This window comes from Ruegeria sp. CK1 (assembly GCF_056536545.1).
Window position 1 is genome coordinate 53,858 of record NZ_JBQFPX010000001.1, and the last position, 15,805, is coordinate 69,662.

The 15,805-nt window shown below is 55.8% G+C and carries 14 protein-coding genes; 9 read left to right on the forward strand and 5 right to left on the reverse strand.

Features of this window, described 5'->3' with window-relative positions:
* Positions 1-45 precede the first annotated feature (45 nt).
* The 3 genes from dnaE (at position 46) to ACR0L3_RS00260 (ending at position 4,224) form a co-directional block, all read left to right on the forward strand.
* A complete protein-coding gene (gene dnaE / locus ACR0L3_RS00250; RefSeq protein ID WP_480742735.1) occupies positions 46-3,546 on the forward strand; it encodes a DNA polymerase III subunit alpha in 3,501 nt (1,166 codons plus the stop codon).
* Positions 3,547-3,631: 85 nt separating this feature from the next.
* Positions 3,632-3,850, forward strand: coding sequence for a YMGG-like glycine zipper-containing protein (locus tag ACR0L3_RS00255; protein ID WP_480742737.1), 219 nt, complete (start codon positions 3,632-3,634; stop codon positions 3,848-3,850).
* A 5-nt stretch (positions 3,851-3,855) separates the two neighbouring features.
* Positions 3,856-4,224 carry a hypothetical protein gene (locus tag ACR0L3_RS00260; protein WP_480744620.1) on the forward strand — a complete coding sequence of 123 codons (369 nt, stop codon included), beginning with the start codon at positions 3,856-3,858 and terminating at the stop codon, positions 4,222-4,224.
* Between the two features lie 50 nt (positions 4,225-4,274).
* Here ACR0L3_RS00260 and ACR0L3_RS00265 read toward each other — a convergent pair whose 3' ends face one another.
* Positions 4,275-5,033, reverse strand: a complete 759-nt coding sequence (locus ACR0L3_RS00265; protein ID WP_480742739.1) for an SDR family NAD(P)-dependent oxidoreductase — start codon at positions 5,031-5,033, stop codon at positions 4,275-4,277.
* A gap of 114 nt (positions 5,034-5,147) precedes the next feature.
* The gene (locus tag ACR0L3_RS00270; RefSeq protein WP_480744622.1) at positions 5,148-5,342 is read right to left on the reverse strand and encodes a SlyX family protein; all 195 of its coding nucleotides are present in this window, start codon (positions 5,340-5,342) and stop codon (positions 5,148-5,150) included.
* A 127-nt stretch (positions 5,343-5,469) separates the two neighbouring features.
* Between ACR0L3_RS00270 and hisS the strand changes: the two genes are divergently transcribed.
* From hisS to hisG, 3 genes are read left to right on the forward strand one after another with little or no spacing between them, the layout of a single operon-like run.
* Entirely contained in the window at positions 5,470-6,957 is a 1,488-nt protein-coding gene (gene hisS / locus ACR0L3_RS00275) for a histidine--tRNA ligase (protein ID WP_480742741.1), read from the forward strand.
* Positions 6,958-6,960: 3 nt separating this feature from the next.
* Positions 6,961-8,049 (forward strand): ATP phosphoribosyltransferase regulatory subunit, encoded by a 1,089-nt coding sequence (locus tag ACR0L3_RS00280; protein ID WP_480742743.1) that lies wholly within the window; start codon positions 6,961-6,963, stop codon positions 8,047-8,049.
* Positions 8,046-8,735 (forward strand): ATP phosphoribosyltransferase, encoded by a 690-nt coding sequence (hisG, locus tag ACR0L3_RS00285; protein ID WP_480742745.1) that lies wholly within the window; start codon positions 8,046-8,048, stop codon positions 8,733-8,735. The genes ACR0L3_RS00280 and hisG overlap by 4 nt, the downstream gene beginning before the upstream one ends.
* Here hisG and ACR0L3_RS00290 read toward each other — a convergent pair whose 3' ends face one another.
* Positions 8,736-9,167 carry a DUF1489 family protein gene (locus ACR0L3_RS00290; protein ID WP_480742746.1) on the reverse strand — a complete coding sequence of 144 codons (432 nt, stop codon included), beginning with the start codon at positions 9,165-9,167 and terminating at the stop codon, positions 8,736-8,738. It lies immediately after the preceding gene.
* A gap of 128 nt (positions 9,168-9,295) precedes the next feature.
* Between ACR0L3_RS00290 and ACR0L3_RS00295 the strand changes: the two genes are divergently transcribed.
* Entirely contained in the window at positions 9,296-11,578 is a 2,283-nt protein-coding gene (locus ACR0L3_RS00295) for an adenosylcobalamin-dependent ribonucleoside-diphosphate reductase (RefSeq protein WP_480742748.1), read from the forward strand.
* A gap of 389 nt (positions 11,579-11,967) precedes the next feature.
* Here the strand turns inward: ACR0L3_RS00295 and ACR0L3_RS00300 are convergent, their stop codons facing one another.
* Positions 11,968-13,344 carry an aminotransferase-like domain-containing protein gene (locus ACR0L3_RS00300; RefSeq protein WP_480742749.1) on the reverse strand — a complete coding sequence of 459 codons (1,377 nt, stop codon included), beginning with the start codon at positions 13,342-13,344 and terminating at the stop codon, positions 11,968-11,970.
* 153 nt (positions 13,345-13,497) lie between these two features.
* Here ACR0L3_RS00300 and ACR0L3_RS00305 point away from each other — a divergent pair, with 153 nt between their 5' ends.
* Positions 13,498-13,887 (forward strand): DUF983 domain-containing protein, encoded by a 390-nt coding sequence (locus ACR0L3_RS00305; RefSeq protein WP_480742750.1) that lies wholly within the window; start codon positions 13,498-13,500, stop codon positions 13,885-13,887.
* A 133-nt stretch (positions 13,888-14,020) separates the two neighbouring features.
* On the opposite strand, the gene ACR0L3_RS00310 is transcribed toward ACR0L3_RS00305, so the two are convergent.
* A complete protein-coding gene (locus ACR0L3_RS00310; protein WP_480742752.1) occupies positions 14,021-14,770 on the reverse strand; it encodes an SDR family oxidoreductase in 750 nt (249 codons plus the stop codon).
* A 95-nt stretch (positions 14,771-14,865) separates the two neighbouring features.
* On the opposite strand from ACR0L3_RS00310, the gene ACR0L3_RS00315 reads away from it, so the two are divergent.
* Positions 14,866-15,780, forward strand: coding sequence for an AraC family transcriptional regulator (locus ACR0L3_RS00315; protein WP_480742754.1), 915 nt, complete (start codon positions 14,866-14,868; stop codon positions 15,778-15,780).
* Positions 15,781-15,805: the final 25 nt, after the last annotated feature.

Below are 15,805 nucleotides of genomic sequence, written 5' to 3' on the forward strand. Positions count from 1 at the left end.
GGTTCCGGCTTTTGCGCCGCCGCTTGCTGAGATAGCGTAGGCCGTATGAGCAGTACTCCTCGATTCATTCACCTCCGCGTTCACACCGAATATTCCCTGTTGGAAGGCGCTGTGCGGCTTAAAAAGCTGCCGGGTCTTTGTGAAAAGATGGAGATGCCCGCTGTTGCTGTCACCGACACCAACAGCATGTTTTCAGCTTTGGAGTTCTCGGTCACGGCCAGCGAGGCTGGGGTGCAACCGATCATGGGCTGTCAAGTTGATCTGACCTATGTTCAAGCGCAACCTGGCGAAAAGCCAAAGCTTCCTGCGCCACTGGTGCTGCTGGCTCAGTCCGAGGTTGGGTATGAGAACCTGATGAAGCTCAGTTCATGTCTTTACGTCGACAAGGGCGGGCAATTGCCACAGGTCACATTGGAGGAGCTGGCTGAACGATCCGACGGCCTTATTTGTCTGACGGGCGGGCCGGACGGACCAGTGGGTATGCTGTTGCAGCAGGGGCAGCGCCCGGCTGCCGAGGCGCTGGTGGATCGCTTGGCGGCAATGTTCCCGGACCGCCTTTATATCGAGTTGCAGCGCCATCCCGGCGAGGCGGGCCAGCCTGAGGCTGAACGTCTGACCGAGCGAGGCCATGTCGAGATGGCCTATGCCAAGAACCTGCCGTTGGTTGCGACCAATGACGTCTACTTCCCAGCCTCTGATATGTACGAGGCGCATGACGCCCTGATCTGTATTTCAGAAGGCGCCTATGTCGATCAGCAGGAAGGTCGCCGTCGCCTGACCGCGCAGCACTATTTCAAGTCGCAGCAGGAAATGGTGACCTTGTTCGCCGACCTGCCCGAGGCCATCGAGAATACGGTTGAGATTGCAAAACGCTGCGCCTTTATGGCCTATCGACGCGATCCGATCCTGCCGAAATTCGCCGATGACGAGGTGGCCGAACTGCGCCGTATCGCCAATGAAGGTCTGCAGAAACGTCTGGCCGTGATCCCGCATGCGGTGACTCCCGAGGAATATCAGGAGCGATTGGACTTCGAACTTGGCATTATCGAGGGAATGGGCTTTCCGGGCTATTTCTTGATCGTTGCGGATTTTATCCAATGGGCCAAGGATCACGACATTCCGGTGGGGCCGGGGCGGGGCTCGGGTGCGGGCTCGCTAGTGGCCTATGCTCTGACGATCACCGACCTTGACCCGCTGCGCTATTCGCTGCTGTTCGAACGGTTCCTGAACCCTGAGCGGGTTTCGATGCCCGACTTCGACATCGACTTCTGCATGGATCGCCGCGAAGAGGTGATCCGATACGTGCAGCAAAAATACGGGCGCGACAAGGTGGGGCAAATCATCACCTTCGGTGCGTTGCTGTCCAAGGCCGCCGTGCGGGATATCGGACGGGTTTTGCAGATGCCGTACGGGCAGGTGGATCGCCTGTCCAAGATGATCCCCGTTGAGGGGGTTAAACCAGTCTCGATTGAGAAAGCGCTGAAGGACGAACCCCGTCTGCGCGAAGAGGCGCGCAATGAAGAGGTGGTGGATCGTCTGCTCACCTACGGCCAGCAGGTCGAAGGGCTGTTGCGAAACGCATCGACCCACGCCGCTGGGGTGGTGATCGGGGACCGACCGCTGGACGCGCTGGTGCCGCTCTATCAAGACCCGCGCTCGGATATGCCAGCGACCCAATTCAATATGAAATGGGTCGAACAGGCTGGGTTGGTTAAGTTCGACTTTCTGGGCCTGAAAACCCTGACCGTGATCCAGAACGCGATGGATATCATTTTCAAGTCGGGACGCCCTTTGCACATCGCAGCAGATGGCACAGAACTCTACGAACCCGCCGAGGGGGCCGAGAACCAGATCAACGCAATTCCGTTGGATGATGAGGCGACATACAAACTTTATTCGGCGGCTAAAACGGTGGCAGTGTTCCAGGTGGAATCCTCGGGCATGATGGATGCGCTCAAGCGTATGAAACCCACCTGTATCGAGGATATTGTGGCCCTTGTGGCGCTTTACCGCCCAGGTCCGATGGAGAACATCCCGACCTATTGCGAGGTCAAGAACGGGTTACGCGAGATCACCTCGGTCCACCCCTTGATCGACCATATCCTTGAGGAAACGCAGGGCATCATCGTTTATCAGGAACAGGTGATGCAGATCGCACAGGTTATGGCCGGATACAGCCTTGGCGGTGCCGACCTGTTGCGCCGCGCAATGGGTAAGAAAATCAAAGAGGCGATGGATGCCGAGCGGCCCAAGTTCGAAAAGGGCGCGGGCGAGAATGGCGTGGATGCCAAGAAAGCTTCTGAAGTTTTCGACCTGCTTGAGAAGTTCGCCAACTACGGCTTCAACAAATCCCACGCGGCGGCCTATGCGGTGGTCAGCTATCAGACTGGCTGGCTGAAGGCGAACCACCCGGTCGAGTTCATGGCAGGGGTCATGAACTGCGATATTCACTTGACCGATAAGCTGGCGGTCTACTTCGAAGAAGTCCGTAAGGGTTTAGAGCTGCCTTATGTTCCCCCCTGCGTGAACCGGTCCTTGGCAACGTTCGATGTAGTGAACGGAGAGCTGGTCTATGCGCTTGGCGCGCTGAAGAACGTTGGCGTCGAGGCAATGAATCTGGTTGTCGAGGGGCGCGGAGACAAGCCGTTCGTCAACCTGTTCGATTTCGCCCGCCGGGTCGATCTTAAAAAGGTGGGTAAACGCCCGCTGGAAATGCTGGCGCGGGCTGGGGCGTTCGATCAACTGGACAAGAACCGCCGCCGCGTGTTCGAAAGCCTTGACCCGCTGGTGCAATACTCGGCGGCCATCCACGACCAGAAGAACTCAAATCAGGTATCTCTGTTTGGCGAGGCCGGTGATGACCTGCCCGAGCCGCGCCTGTCGCCAACGCCCGACTGGTTGCCTGCAGAACGCCTGAGTGAAGAGTTCAAAGCTATTGGTTTCTACCTGTCCGGCCACCCTCTGGACGACTACATGCCTGCGTTGAAACGCAAGAAAGTCATGACTTTGGACGAGGTGACGGAAAAGGCGCGTTCTGGTCCGTTCATTGCCAAGATGGCTGGTGTCGTTTCTGGCCGGCAAGAGCGTAAATCGGCGAAAGGGAACCGCTTTGCCTTTGCACAACTGTCAGATCCTTCTGGCGCCTACGAGGTCACGCTGTTTTCGGAAACGCTTGAGAAATCGCGCGAGTTTCTGGAAACCGGCGCACAAGTGGTTCTGTCCGCCGAGGCAACGATGGAGTCCGATCAGCTTAAATTGCTGGCACGCTCAGTGGGGCCGGCAGATTCGGTCGTGGCCGAGGCAGGCGCGACGGGTTTGAGAATCTTTGTGGATCTGCCCGAGGTATTGCCCACGGTTGCCAAAGTCCTTGAGGACGCTGCCGGTGCAGCCAAAAGGGCGGCGAAAGGACCGATTCACATTTGCCTGCTGGACCCTGGTCTGCCGGGTGATGTTGAGATGGATCTGGGGCAGGATTTCCCGATTAACCCCCAAATCAAGGGTGCGATCAAATCGCTGGACGGCGTGACGCTGGTAGAAGAAATCTAACCCACCCTTTTGTTGCCACACGGTTTTCGCGCGGCTAGGCTGAGATCACGCCCTGTTTGGGGGCGTGTCACAGGAGGGCACCGGTATGGCTATTTTAGCTTTTGGTTTCAGAACGCTTACCTTGGCTGCAGCGGCTTCGCTGGCGATTGCGTCGGTCGGGATGGCAGACAGCAAAGACGACAAAAAGAAAAAAACGATCGAAGGCGCTTTGATCGGCGCAGGTGTAGGGGCCTTGGTTGGGGATGGCAAAGGCGCAGCGATTGGTGGCGTGGCCGGGGCCATTATTGGACATAACTGGAAGTGATCGTGATGCAGTTATTTAAACTCAGAATGTCCGTTTGCGCCGCTATATTGGCAGCTCCGGCGGTGGCGACTGCCGATGAAGCGGCGGACCAGATGGTACAGGACGCTTTGCCTGTGATGCACTATACTTGCGCCTCGATTGCTAAAGAGGCGGATGGTGACGAAGCCTTTGTTGTGGAGGTTGTTGGGAAGATGACGGCCCTGTCGCTCTATAACCGCCAGATCAATATCGAGGATCATGCGACGACTGATGAAGAAAAGACCCAGCTGCGCGAAGCCTTCATCGCCGCGCTGTCGGAAGGCTGCGCTGCAGACAAGGATGCCTTGTTGGGCGGTGTGGTCGACAACGCGGTGAAGACGTCGCTGGGGATGTGATCCGCTGGGTTTAGGTTCGTTGGCGGTGCCGATAATTCGCGGGCGACGGTTCAGTCGGTCGCTCGCAAAGCAGGCAGACCAACACCAGTACTCTCGAAGCCGCCATCGGACGCGATTACCTGACCCGTTACATAGCTGGCCTTGCCCGAGCAGAGAAAATAAATCACCTGAGCAATTTCTTCTTCCGAACCATAGCGGTTCAGTGGAATGGCATCGTGATACGCCTCGATGATTTCGGGGGTGTGAACTGCCATTGCAAGCTTGGTGCGAACCGGCCCCGGGCAAACGCAATTGGCGCGAATACCGTATTCTCCTAATTCAGCGGCTTGCTGCTTGGTCAGGTGGATTACGGCAGCCTTTGATGTTCCGTATGCAACGCGCAGGGTGCTGGCCCGCAACCCCGAGATTGACGCGATATTGACAATAGCGCCTCTGCTTTCGCGAAGGGCAGGTGTTGAAGCCTGCGACACCAGAAACACGCCATCAAGATTGGTCTCCATGACCCTGCGCCACGCTGCAAAGCTGTTTTGCTCGATCGGTCCGAATTCTGCGACACCGGCATTGTTCACCACGGCGTCAATGCGCCCGAATTTCGACAATACAGTTTTGACCATATCATCGACCTGATCTGGGTTCGAAACATCAGCAACAATCGGCATCGCTCCTTCAAGACCGCTGGCCGCTTGCGACAAAGCTTCGGCATCACGATCAATCATCGCCACGTTCCAATCGTCTTGCAGAAACAATTTTGTGGTAGCCAGCCCGATACCGCGTGCTGCACCTGTAACCAGAGCCAGTTTCTTGGCCATGAAATTCCTCCTGTAACTGGGTTGCGACCGTTACAGCGCTGTAACCCCAAACTTGCTGAAGCAGCAAGAAAACTGACTGTTGATTGATGTGGGCAATTAGAGTTTTTGAATGGCTTAATAATGCGGTGGACGTTCGTCTCCGAACACGACCCCACCAGACCCTTCTTGCGCACGTTCCGCTTCGCGCTGCAACAACATCTCGACGCGGCGGGTCAAGCGGTCAATCTCGGCCTGTTGGCGGGTGACGACCGTGTTTAGCTCTTCAACCGTGCGGGTCAGATGGGCGATCTGTTCTTCCAGATGCTGCATGGCGTACTCCTGTGTCGCGCTGGTCATAACGACCCCGGCGGTCCATGGCCAGCGAAAGCGCGCCTTGCCCCGATGCGGACCATGGGATAGACCCCGCGCGAACACTTAACGCCCAAGGACGCCCCACATGGCAAAGCCCAAGAAACAGCCCCGCCCCAAGGCCGTAACGCCGAAAGGGTTCCGTGACTATTTCGGCGAGGAAGTTACGCAGCGCACCGAGATGCTGCGGACGATTGCAGGCGTATATCATCGTTACGGGTTCGATGCCTTAGAGAGCAGCGCGGTTGAGACTGTTGAAGCGCTGGGCAAGTTCCTTCCGGATGTGGACCGCCCGAACGAGGGCGTGTTCGCATGGCAGGAGTTTGACGAAGGCGGCAATGGCGACTGGATGGCTTTGCGCTATGACCTGACCGCGCCTTTGGCCCGCGTCTATGCGCAACACCGCAACGAGCTGCCGACGCCCTACCGTCGCTATGCGATGGGGCCGGTCTGGCGGAACGAAAAGCCAGGTCCGGGGCGGTATCGTCAGTTTTATCAGTGTGATGCAGATACCGTTGGTACGGCCTCGATGGCCGCAGACGCCGAGATCTGCGCGATGCTGTCGGATACGCTGGAAACCGTTGGCATTCCGCGCGGCGACTATCTTGTGCGCGTGAACAACCGCAAGGTTCTAAATGGCGTGCTTGAGGCGATGGGCCTAGGCGAGGACGCTGCCGCGCGCGACAACGTCCTTCGCACAATCGACAAGTTCGATAAGGTGGGCGAAGCCGGAGTGCGCGAGCTACTGACCAAGGGTCGACTGGATGCCTCGGGCGCATTTATCGACGGTGTTGGCCTAAGCGATGATCAGGCCGAACCTGTAATTGCATTCCTGACATCCAAGGCTGCCGACACGGCCGGAACCCTGGCCAACCTTAGGGCCGCCGTTGGAGACAGCAAGATTGGTGCAGATGGGATTGCCGAGCTGGAACAGATCGGCGAACTGCTGGACGCGGGCGGGTACGGCTCGGACCGGATCGAGATTGATCCTTCGGTGGTCCGCGGCCTCGGCTACTATACCGGGCCGGTCTATGAGGCCGAGCTGACCTTTGAGATTTTTGACGAGAAAGGCCGCAAGCGGCAGTTCGGCTCGGTCTCAGGCGGCGGACGTTACGACGATCTGGTCAAACGGTTCACCGGGCAGGAAGTGCCTGCGACCGGTATTTCAATCGGCGTCGACCGCTTGCTGGCTGCTCTGCGTGAAAAAGGCCGGATCGCTGCTCAGGCCACTGGTCCTGTCGTCGTTACCGTCATGGACCGCGACCGCATGGCGGATTATCAGGCCATGGTGGCCGAGCTACGCAATGCCGGTATCCGCGCCGAAGTTTATCTGGGCAATCCCAAGAACTTCGGCAATCAGCTGAAATATGCGGACAAGCGGAACTCGCCCATCGCAGTGATCGAAGGCGGTGACGAAAAAGCCAACGGGATCGTACAGATCAAGGATCTGATCCTGGGTGCCAAAATCGCCGAAAGCGCCACGCTGGAGGAATGGAAAGAACGACCTAGCCAGTTTGAAGTGCCACGTGGTGATCTGGTCGCCAAGGTGCGTGAAATTCTGGACAGTCAGGGCTGACCGATGGCTAATCGTTCACAGATACAAGCCCGCGCCGCGATGATGCGCGTCCGGTTCGAGGCCGCAGGCGCGCAGATTGTGGACCCTCCCTTGCTGCAACCGGCAGAAACGCTGCTTGACCTCTATGGTGAAGATATTCGTGCCCGCGCGTACGTTACTTCGGACGCACTTAGGGGTGAGCAGATGTTGCGCCCTGATTTCACTCTGCCCGTGGTGCAAATGCACATGAGTGAGGGGGCCGAACCTGCACGCTATACCTATGCTGGCGAGGTTTTTCGCCGTCAGGAACACGACCCGGATCGTTCTAACGAATACATTCAGGTCGGCTATGAAGTTTTCGACCGAAATGATCCTGCGGGCGCAGACGCCGAAGTATTCTCGCTGTTCGCGCTGCAACTGCGCGGGCTTCCATTGCGTGCCGCAACAGGTGATATCGGAATCCTGATCGCCGCTGTCGCTGGGTTGAAAACAACAGAGCGGCGCAAGACCGCCCTGATGCGTCACCTCTGGCGTCCGCGTCGGTTCAGGGTCTTGCTGGACCGCTTCGCCGGTCGCAAGCCAGCGCCCGAGGGGCGAGACGCTTTGTTGGACGCCAAAGATCCGCTGGCCACCGATGCACCTATGATTGGCAAACGCCGCGCGGCTGAGATCGAGGCGCGGATCGAGGCGTTGCGTGAAGATCGTGATACCCCCCCAATTTCGGACAATGAACTGGCCGGATTGGAAACGCTGTTGAACGTCCGTGAGACTATGCCGTTTGCGTTGGAGCAATTGCGCGACGTGGCCGTCGACCTGCCGCAGATCACACCGGCCTTGGATCGCCTCGAAGCCCGGATCGCAGCATTGCAAGCGCGTGGGGTTGATGTGGAGCGGATGGACTTCGAAGCCTCGTATGGGCGCACGTCCATGGAGTACTATGACGGGTTCGTTTTCGGGTTTTACGCCGAAGGTCGCCCCGATCTGCCCCCAATTGCGACAGGCGGTCGTTACGATGCGTTGACCCGGCAATTGGGCAACGGTGCCGAAATCCCGGCGGTGGGTGGTGTTCTGCGCCCCGACCTGATGCTGGAAGTCGAGGAGGCCGCACAATGAGCCTGAAACTGGGCGTGCCCTCGAAGGGTCGGTTGATGGAAAAGACCTTTTCGTGGTTCGAAAAGCGCGGGATCACACTGTCGCGCAGTGGATCGGACCGAGAATATGCAGGCAAGGTCGACGGCATCGAAGGCGTCTCTCTTATCCTGTTGTCCGCCGGAGAAATCCCGCGCGAGCTTGCCGCCGGGCGAATCCACTTGGGCGTAACTGGCATCGATCTGGTTCACGAGAAACTGCCGCGCTGGGAGCAGCAAGTTGAAGAGGTCTCTCAACTTGGCTTCGGCAAGGCGGATTTGATAATCGCAACACCTGCATGCTGGGTCGATGTAGATACGCTGGACGACCTAGATGCGGCTGCAGCTGCATTTCGCAAAACCCACGGCCACCGTTTGCGTATTGCCACCAAATATCACCGGCTGGTGCGCGAGTTCCTGACCGATGCGGGCGTGGCGGATTACACTCTGGTTGACAGTCAGGGGGCGACCGAAGGCACGGTGGTGAACGAAACCGCCGAGGCGATTGCGGATATCACCTCAACTGGTGAAACTCTTCGGGCCAATCATCTGAAAATCCTGTCGGATGGCTTGGTGCTTCGTTCCCAGGCAACGCTATGGCGCAGCCGAGTGGCAAGTTGTACTGCCGACGACAAAGCGGTTCTATCCGAACTTCTGGATCGTATAAGCTGATTACAGCACACCGATTTCCGCCAGAGCGCGGTTCAGGTCGTCGGGCAGGGCATCGTCCTGCGCGCGTCCTTTTGGCAGATCTGCTGGTGTATCTTCGGGTTTCAGATATCGCCAACCCTGGAATGGGCGTTTCAACGCGTTCTGAGTACGGTGAACTTCGGGCTCCAATACGATAGCACAGCGCCGGATGCCATCCTCGCCGCGCACCTCGTCCAGACGTAGAATACGTTGGCGGCATTGGATCACGCCCTTGATGACCCAATATATTGATCCGCCATTCAAAATCTCGGCTTCGCGTTTTGGCCACATGCGGGTGACGTGACGTGGGCAGCCGTCCTCATACAGCGGTTTGCGGCTATCCTGCCACGCAATTAGCGTATCGACGCTTTCCGAACCGACGGAAAGTTTGATGAGATTTACGTACTTATCCACAGCTTTCCCACAGAGTCGTCCCAAGGATTGTCTCTATATTGTAGCCTTCTGGAGGCTGCCATCAAGGTGTTGTGGTAAGGGGGTGATTTAGGATACTCTGGGCACTCTTTCGGAACAGGGAATCATCAATGAACCGCTTTGCTGCCCCCATCGCCGAGCAGATTTGGGATATGAAATACCGCTTCAAACAGGCGGATGGCACGCCCATCGACCAGACGGTTGAGGATAGCTGGCGACGGATTGCTCGCGATCTGGCTAGGGTGGAAAAAGACCCAGCGCATTGGGAAGAGAAATTCTATGAGGCGCTGGAGGATTTCAAATATCTGCCCGCCGGTCGCATCACCGCCGGTGCAGGTACCGCGCGTCAGGTGACCCTGTTCAACTGCTTCGTCATGGGCACTGTTCCGGACAGCATGGGCGGTATTTTCGACATGCTTAAAGAGGCTGCGCTAACCATGCAGCAGGGTGGGGGGATCGGCTACGACTTCTCGACCATCCGCCCGCGTGGCGCGGATGTGCATGGTGTGGCTGCGGATGCCTCTGGCCCGCTAAGCTTTATGGACGTGTGGGACGCGATGTGCCGGACCATAATGTCCGCAGGTTCCCGCCGTGGTGCAATGATGGCGACCATGCGCTGTGATCATCCCGACATCGAACAGTTCATCACAGCAAAATCAGACCCTGCCCGCCTGCGTATGTTCAATATGTCTGTTTTGGTCACCGATCCCTTCATGGAGGCTGTCAAGGCCGACGGTCCATGGGAGCTGGTGTTCGGAGAGAAGGTCTATCACACTGTTCAGGCGCGTGATCTGTGGAACAAGATCATGCAAGCCACCTATGATTACGCCGAACCGGGCGTGATCTTCATCGACCGGATCAATCAAGCAAACAACCTCAGCTACGTCGAAACCATTGCGGCAACCAACCCCTGCGGCGAACAACCTTTGCCGCCTTATGGGGCGTGTCTCCTAGGTTCGATCAACCTGGCGCGGTTGGTGGCTGAACCGTTCGAAAGCGCCGCGCATCTGGATGAGGCTGCGCTGCAGGAGCTGGTCGCAACCGCCGTTCGCATGATGGACAACGTGGTCGACGCGTCGAAATTCCCACTGATTGAACAAGAGGCCGAAGCGCAGGACAAGCGCCGTATCGGCTTGGGCGTGACGGGTTTGGCCGATGCGCTGCTGATGCTGGGCCTGCGCTATGGCTCGGACGAGGCGGCGCGTCAGACCGAACGTTGGTTGCACGCGATCGCCCGCGCCGCGTATCTGGCGTCGGTGGACTTGGCAAAGGAAAAAGGTGCCTTTCCCCTGTTCGACGCTGAGAAATATCTGGCCAGCGGTACGATGAAAGAGATGGATGAGGATGTTCGAAACGCGATCCACGAGCATGGCATCCGCAATGCGCTGCTGACGTCAATCGCGCCGACAGGGACGATTTCGCTGTATGCTGGCAACGTGTCCTCGGGGATTGAGCCCGTCTTCGCTTATTCATACACCCGCAAGGTGTTGCAAAAGGATGGCTCTCGTACCGAGGAAGAAGTCGTGGACTATGCAGTGCAGATGTGGCGCGACAAATTCGGCGACAAAGAACTGCCAGACTACTTTGTGAACGCGCAAACACTGTCTCCAGCCGATCACGTCAAGATGCAGGCAGCGGCGCAGAAATGGATCGACAGTTCGATCTCAAAAACGATCAACTGCCCCGAAGACATCAGCTTTGACGCGTTCAAAGATGTCTATATGCAGGCATGGGATCAGGGCTGTAAGGGCTGCACGACCTATCGCCCCAACGACGTGACTGGATCGGTTCTGACCGTGTCGGAAAGCGACGACAAAGCACCCGGAGAAAGCGCGAATGCCCCGCACGAGGTCGATGGTGGTGAGGTCGTTTATATGTCCGAACCGTTAGATCGACCGCAGTCTTTGGAAGGTTCGACCTATAAGCTGAAATGGCCCGATAGCGAACATGCCATCTATCTGACGATCAACGACATCGTCATCGGTGGTCGTCGCCGTCCGTTCGAGGTTTTCATTAACTCGAAGAACATGGAACACTACGCTTGGACGTTGGCGCTGACGCGGATGATTTCTGCCGTATTCCGCCGGGGTGGGGACGTGTCCTTTGTGGTTGAGGAACTGAAAGCCGTGTTCGATCCAAGGGGCGGTGCGTGGGTGCAGGGCAAATATATCCCGTCAATCCTTGCAGCAATTGGGGGCGTGATCGAACAACATCTTATTAATATTGGTTTTCTTGAGGGTGAGGGCATGGGTTTAAAATCCGATCCTCAAGCTCAGGTGGTCAATATGGATGCGCCCCGTGGTAAAGCCTGCCCGTCCTGTGGGCAGTTCGACATGGTGATGATCGAAGGCTGCATGACCTGTCGCAGCTGTGGTCATTCCAAGTGTGGGTAGGTTTTAGGCTCAGGTGTTTGTGGAGCGATACAGAAAGTGAAATTTTAGACGCCGAGTTGCCATATCAGCGTGTCAAACTCGCTGTCGGTATAGTGCCGTTTTTCTTTGAATATGCGAAACGGTCGGTCGGGCTTTCAGATCATTGGTGATAAAGTTCTCAACCAGATCGTTTATTTCGAGTGTAGATATACCCAACAAGTCCAGCTGGTCCAGCATGTCAAACACGGATGCTAAGAGCTTTCCAGATACCCGCATCAAATCGAATTCTTCGGGTTTTTATGCCGGTAGCAGAGGCAAAGTCTTTGGGTTGGCAGACCGGAGTTACATTTTAAGCTCAGCGCAATTTCTTGCATATTGTTTTTGTGTTCAGCACTGTCAGGCGCAGTTATTTACAGAACCCCGTTTTGGTGAGTGATGGCGTAGTTGAGCGCCTCCAAATCTTCGCTCAATTGACTGAATGAGATAGGACCGCCCAAGCAAACCCTCACCGCTTCGGCCGTTGAACCTTTAACGGTAAAGGCGTTGCTGGGCATGATCCCGATTTGGCGGTTGGCCATGTGACTCATGATGTCCGCCCGAGTGGATCCCTGAGGTAGCTCCAGCCATATATTGAAGGCTTCGCTACTGCCGCGAAAGTTTTGGTCCCACATTATCTCCGCCACCAAGTTTTGCCGGCGTTTGGCTTCTTTGCGGACAAAGGCTTGGATTGTCGTTGCTGTACCGTCTTCGATCCACCGGCTCATGAGCGCGGTTGTGATCGGCGATGGCATGACATTTGACGCTTGCATTAACCGAGTGAGGTGGGATCTCGACCGGCCCGAGGGGGGCACAGTTAGCGCTAGTCTTAGTCCAGCGCCCAGGCATTTTGAAAGGCCGGCGATATACCACCCCAACTCGGGTATCTTCTGAGAAATGGGAGGCGGGGCATCAGAAGATACAAACCTGCATGAGTCGTCCTCAATAAGCGGCAAGTCATGCTTGGTCAAAACGGACGCGATTTGTTCACGTCGATCTTGTGGTATTGTTATAGTTAGGGGGTTTTGTAGAGTTGGGTTCAGATAAAGAGCCGATGGTGCATGTTCCCGGATTGCAGCATCCAGCTCATCGGGGAGCATTCCGCTGTCATCGCAATCCACTCCGACAAGTCGGATACCAAGTTGGGCAGAGATTGCACGAATACCCGGATAGGTTATACGACCGCAGAGGACTGTCTCTCCGGGTTTTGAAAGCAGTGTCAGGATCGACAGAATACAGGCATGTGTTCCCGGAGTGATTGCAAGTTGCTCCGCTGTGACGTCTATTCCGTTCATGCTCATCCATCGAGCAGCGGTTTCTCGGTCCTGTAAGCTGCCGACAATGGACTGATAGCGAAGCAACGGTACAAGGTTTGCTGCAACATGTTTAAGACCTTGCTCCATGCGGGCGACCAAAGCCGGATCGTTTGGCTCCGGCGGCATGTTCATATTGGGGTCTTCTTCAAGTGCGCGCCGTGGGTCAGCTTTTTCCGCGGCGTCCTCGGCCTGCCTGACGAACGAGCCTCGACCGACAAATGTGTCGATATACCCTCGCTTTGCTGCCTCTGAATATCCGCGCGACACGGTCGTGAAATCCAGGCCGATTGTTTCGGCAACCCTGCGCTGCGGCGGAAGTCTGTCGCCTGCTACAAGAACGCCTGAATCGACATCTTGTTTGATTGCTTCCGCGATCTGCACATAGAGCGGTTTTCCGTTGTCGCTCAGATTTGGTGCCCATGGTTTCACGGTCATATTCCGGTCATTTCATCTGATTGTTGCAGACATATTGACGCATTTGGGAACTTTGTGCAACAAAAACTACAATTGGTATGATTAATTGATTGCAATTTGATTGCATTTTGCTTGGACGCAGACTATCTGAGGCGCGACAAAAGGAGATCAAAGATGTCCGAACTTGCAATTGACAGTCACGACGAAAGTGAAGAGCGCCCGATCAAACCCGCGATCATGAATGGGATGCGTCTGAAATGTCCCAAATGCGGGGAAGGCAAGCTGCTGCATAGCTATGTCAAGGTAAACGACGAGTGTTCGAATTGCGGTTTGGATTTAAGCTGTCAGCGCGCTGATGATGGACCAGCTTATCTTACGATCCTGATCGTTGGACATATCATGGGGTTTGCGCTGCACATTGCCTGGGTGACATGGCGGCCCGAACCATGGGTATTGGCGATCAGTATGTCCATAATTGCTGTGGCCGGTGCCTTGGTCCTTTTACCTGTCATGAAGGGGCTGATTGTTGGCTACCAATGGGCCAAGCGCATGCACGGGTTTTAAGAATATAGAAGACTATCGAGCTGCACTAACCAGCCTATGAAAATGGCCGACCTTTAGAGGTCGGCCATTTTCTTATTTTCGAGGGGGTCTTTGAGTTCTTCGTGGGGGGGGCTCGCAGTTGTTTGGCGTGTGTTCAGGCTGCCAATGCAACTGAATCCTTGCCAGCAGGCAGCCGCAGCGGGCAGGTGCTGTCGGTGACGGCTCTCCAGATTGCTTGAACGACATCGTCGGCAAAGGTGAATTCTTTCCCTTCAGCGTTCATGAATGCGGCCATGGTCTGCGCTACGAATGGTTTGTAGTCATCAGGTGTGTCATTGGATTCGGACATCATCGCCATAGCGTTCTTGCCGAAGTTGGTTGTCGGAGCCTGACCTGGCAAGACGATATGAGTCCTGATGCCCAGCGGGGCCAATTCCAAGGCCAAGCATTCGGTAAAGGCGTTCACAGCCGCTTTGCTTGCTGTGTAAACCGGTGCAAGTGGCAGCGGCTTTAGAGTGACGCTGGAAGACACGTTTACGATCACGCCATCGCCCTTGGCGCGCATTTGCGGAAGGATTGCGCGGACCATCTCCATTGTTCCGAACGTGTTGGTTTCAAAAATCCTGCGCAGGTTGTCTTCGGATGTGCCCTCAAAAGGGGAAAGCCAGCCGACACCTGCGTTGTTCACCAAGGCGTCAATGGGGCCTGCAGCATCTACGGCCTCTGCAATGCTTTCGCTGTTTGAAATGTCCAGCGGCAAGACTTTTAATCGATCCGATGTTGGAAAAAGTGTTGCGTCAGGTTTGCGCATAGTGGCGATAACCGACCATCCCTGTTCGAAGAAGAACCGAGCCGTTTCAAGCCCAAATCCCGAAGAGCATCCTGTGATCATTACGGTATTCATGATGTTGTCTCCTTGTCGTCGATGTCTTGAAGATAGACAACACGAGCAGCATTTTATATAATCAAAAATCCATCTTTTGTTACTGAAGGTCCGAAATGACAGATCCATTCTCTGAAATCATCTCGCTCCTTCAGCCAAGGGCATTGTATTCGAAACTTGTGCATGCTTCGGGACCATTTCGAGTTCATCGCGACGATGTAAATGAGGCTTTCTACTGCTCTCTACTTACAGGACGCGCTTGCTTTGAAGTCGAAGGAAAAGACCCCTTAGTTTTGACTGCCGGAGACTTTGTTCTGATCCCGGCGGCTAAGTCATTTACCTTCTCCAGCATGGATCCACCTCCACCAGATGATCTGATCAACTATCCTATTGAGGGCGAAGATGGTGTATTCAGACTTGGTTCAACTGAAACTGAACCAGAGGTTCAACAACTCGTTGGACACTGCACTTTTGCCAGTCCGGATGCAGAACTTTTAGTATCGCTATTGCCAGACATGATAATGGTTCGCGGCGAAGGCCGCCTGACTGCATTGACAGGTCTTGTCCGCGATGAAGTACGTGCAAACAGACCGGCGCGAGACGTGATCGTTGAAAACCTGTTGCAAGTTTTGTTGATTGAAGCCTTTCGATCTGGCGCGGACCCAGCCCCGACCACTGGTCTTTTGCGAGGTCTGGCAGATCCAAGAATTGCCCCCAGTTTGCGCGCCATGCACTCTGCCCCCTCATACGGCTGGAACGTTCAAGCGCTGGCATCCAAAGCCGGACTGTCCAGATCTGCGTTTTTCGCGCGTTTTGAAGGGTGTGTGGGGTTGCCCCCGATGAGTTACTTGCAGAATTGGCGAATGACATTGGCCAAGCATATGCTCCGCGCTGGTGATCTAAGTATCGCTGAAATCTCGGCCAAGACAGGATACGGATCGTCGAGTGCCTTCAGTACCGCATTCTCGCGTTCGGTAGGTTTCCCTCCAGCACGTTATTCAAAGGAAAACACGCTGGAAGTTTCTGAGTAACAAGGGTTTCGTTCCAGTTTTGAAG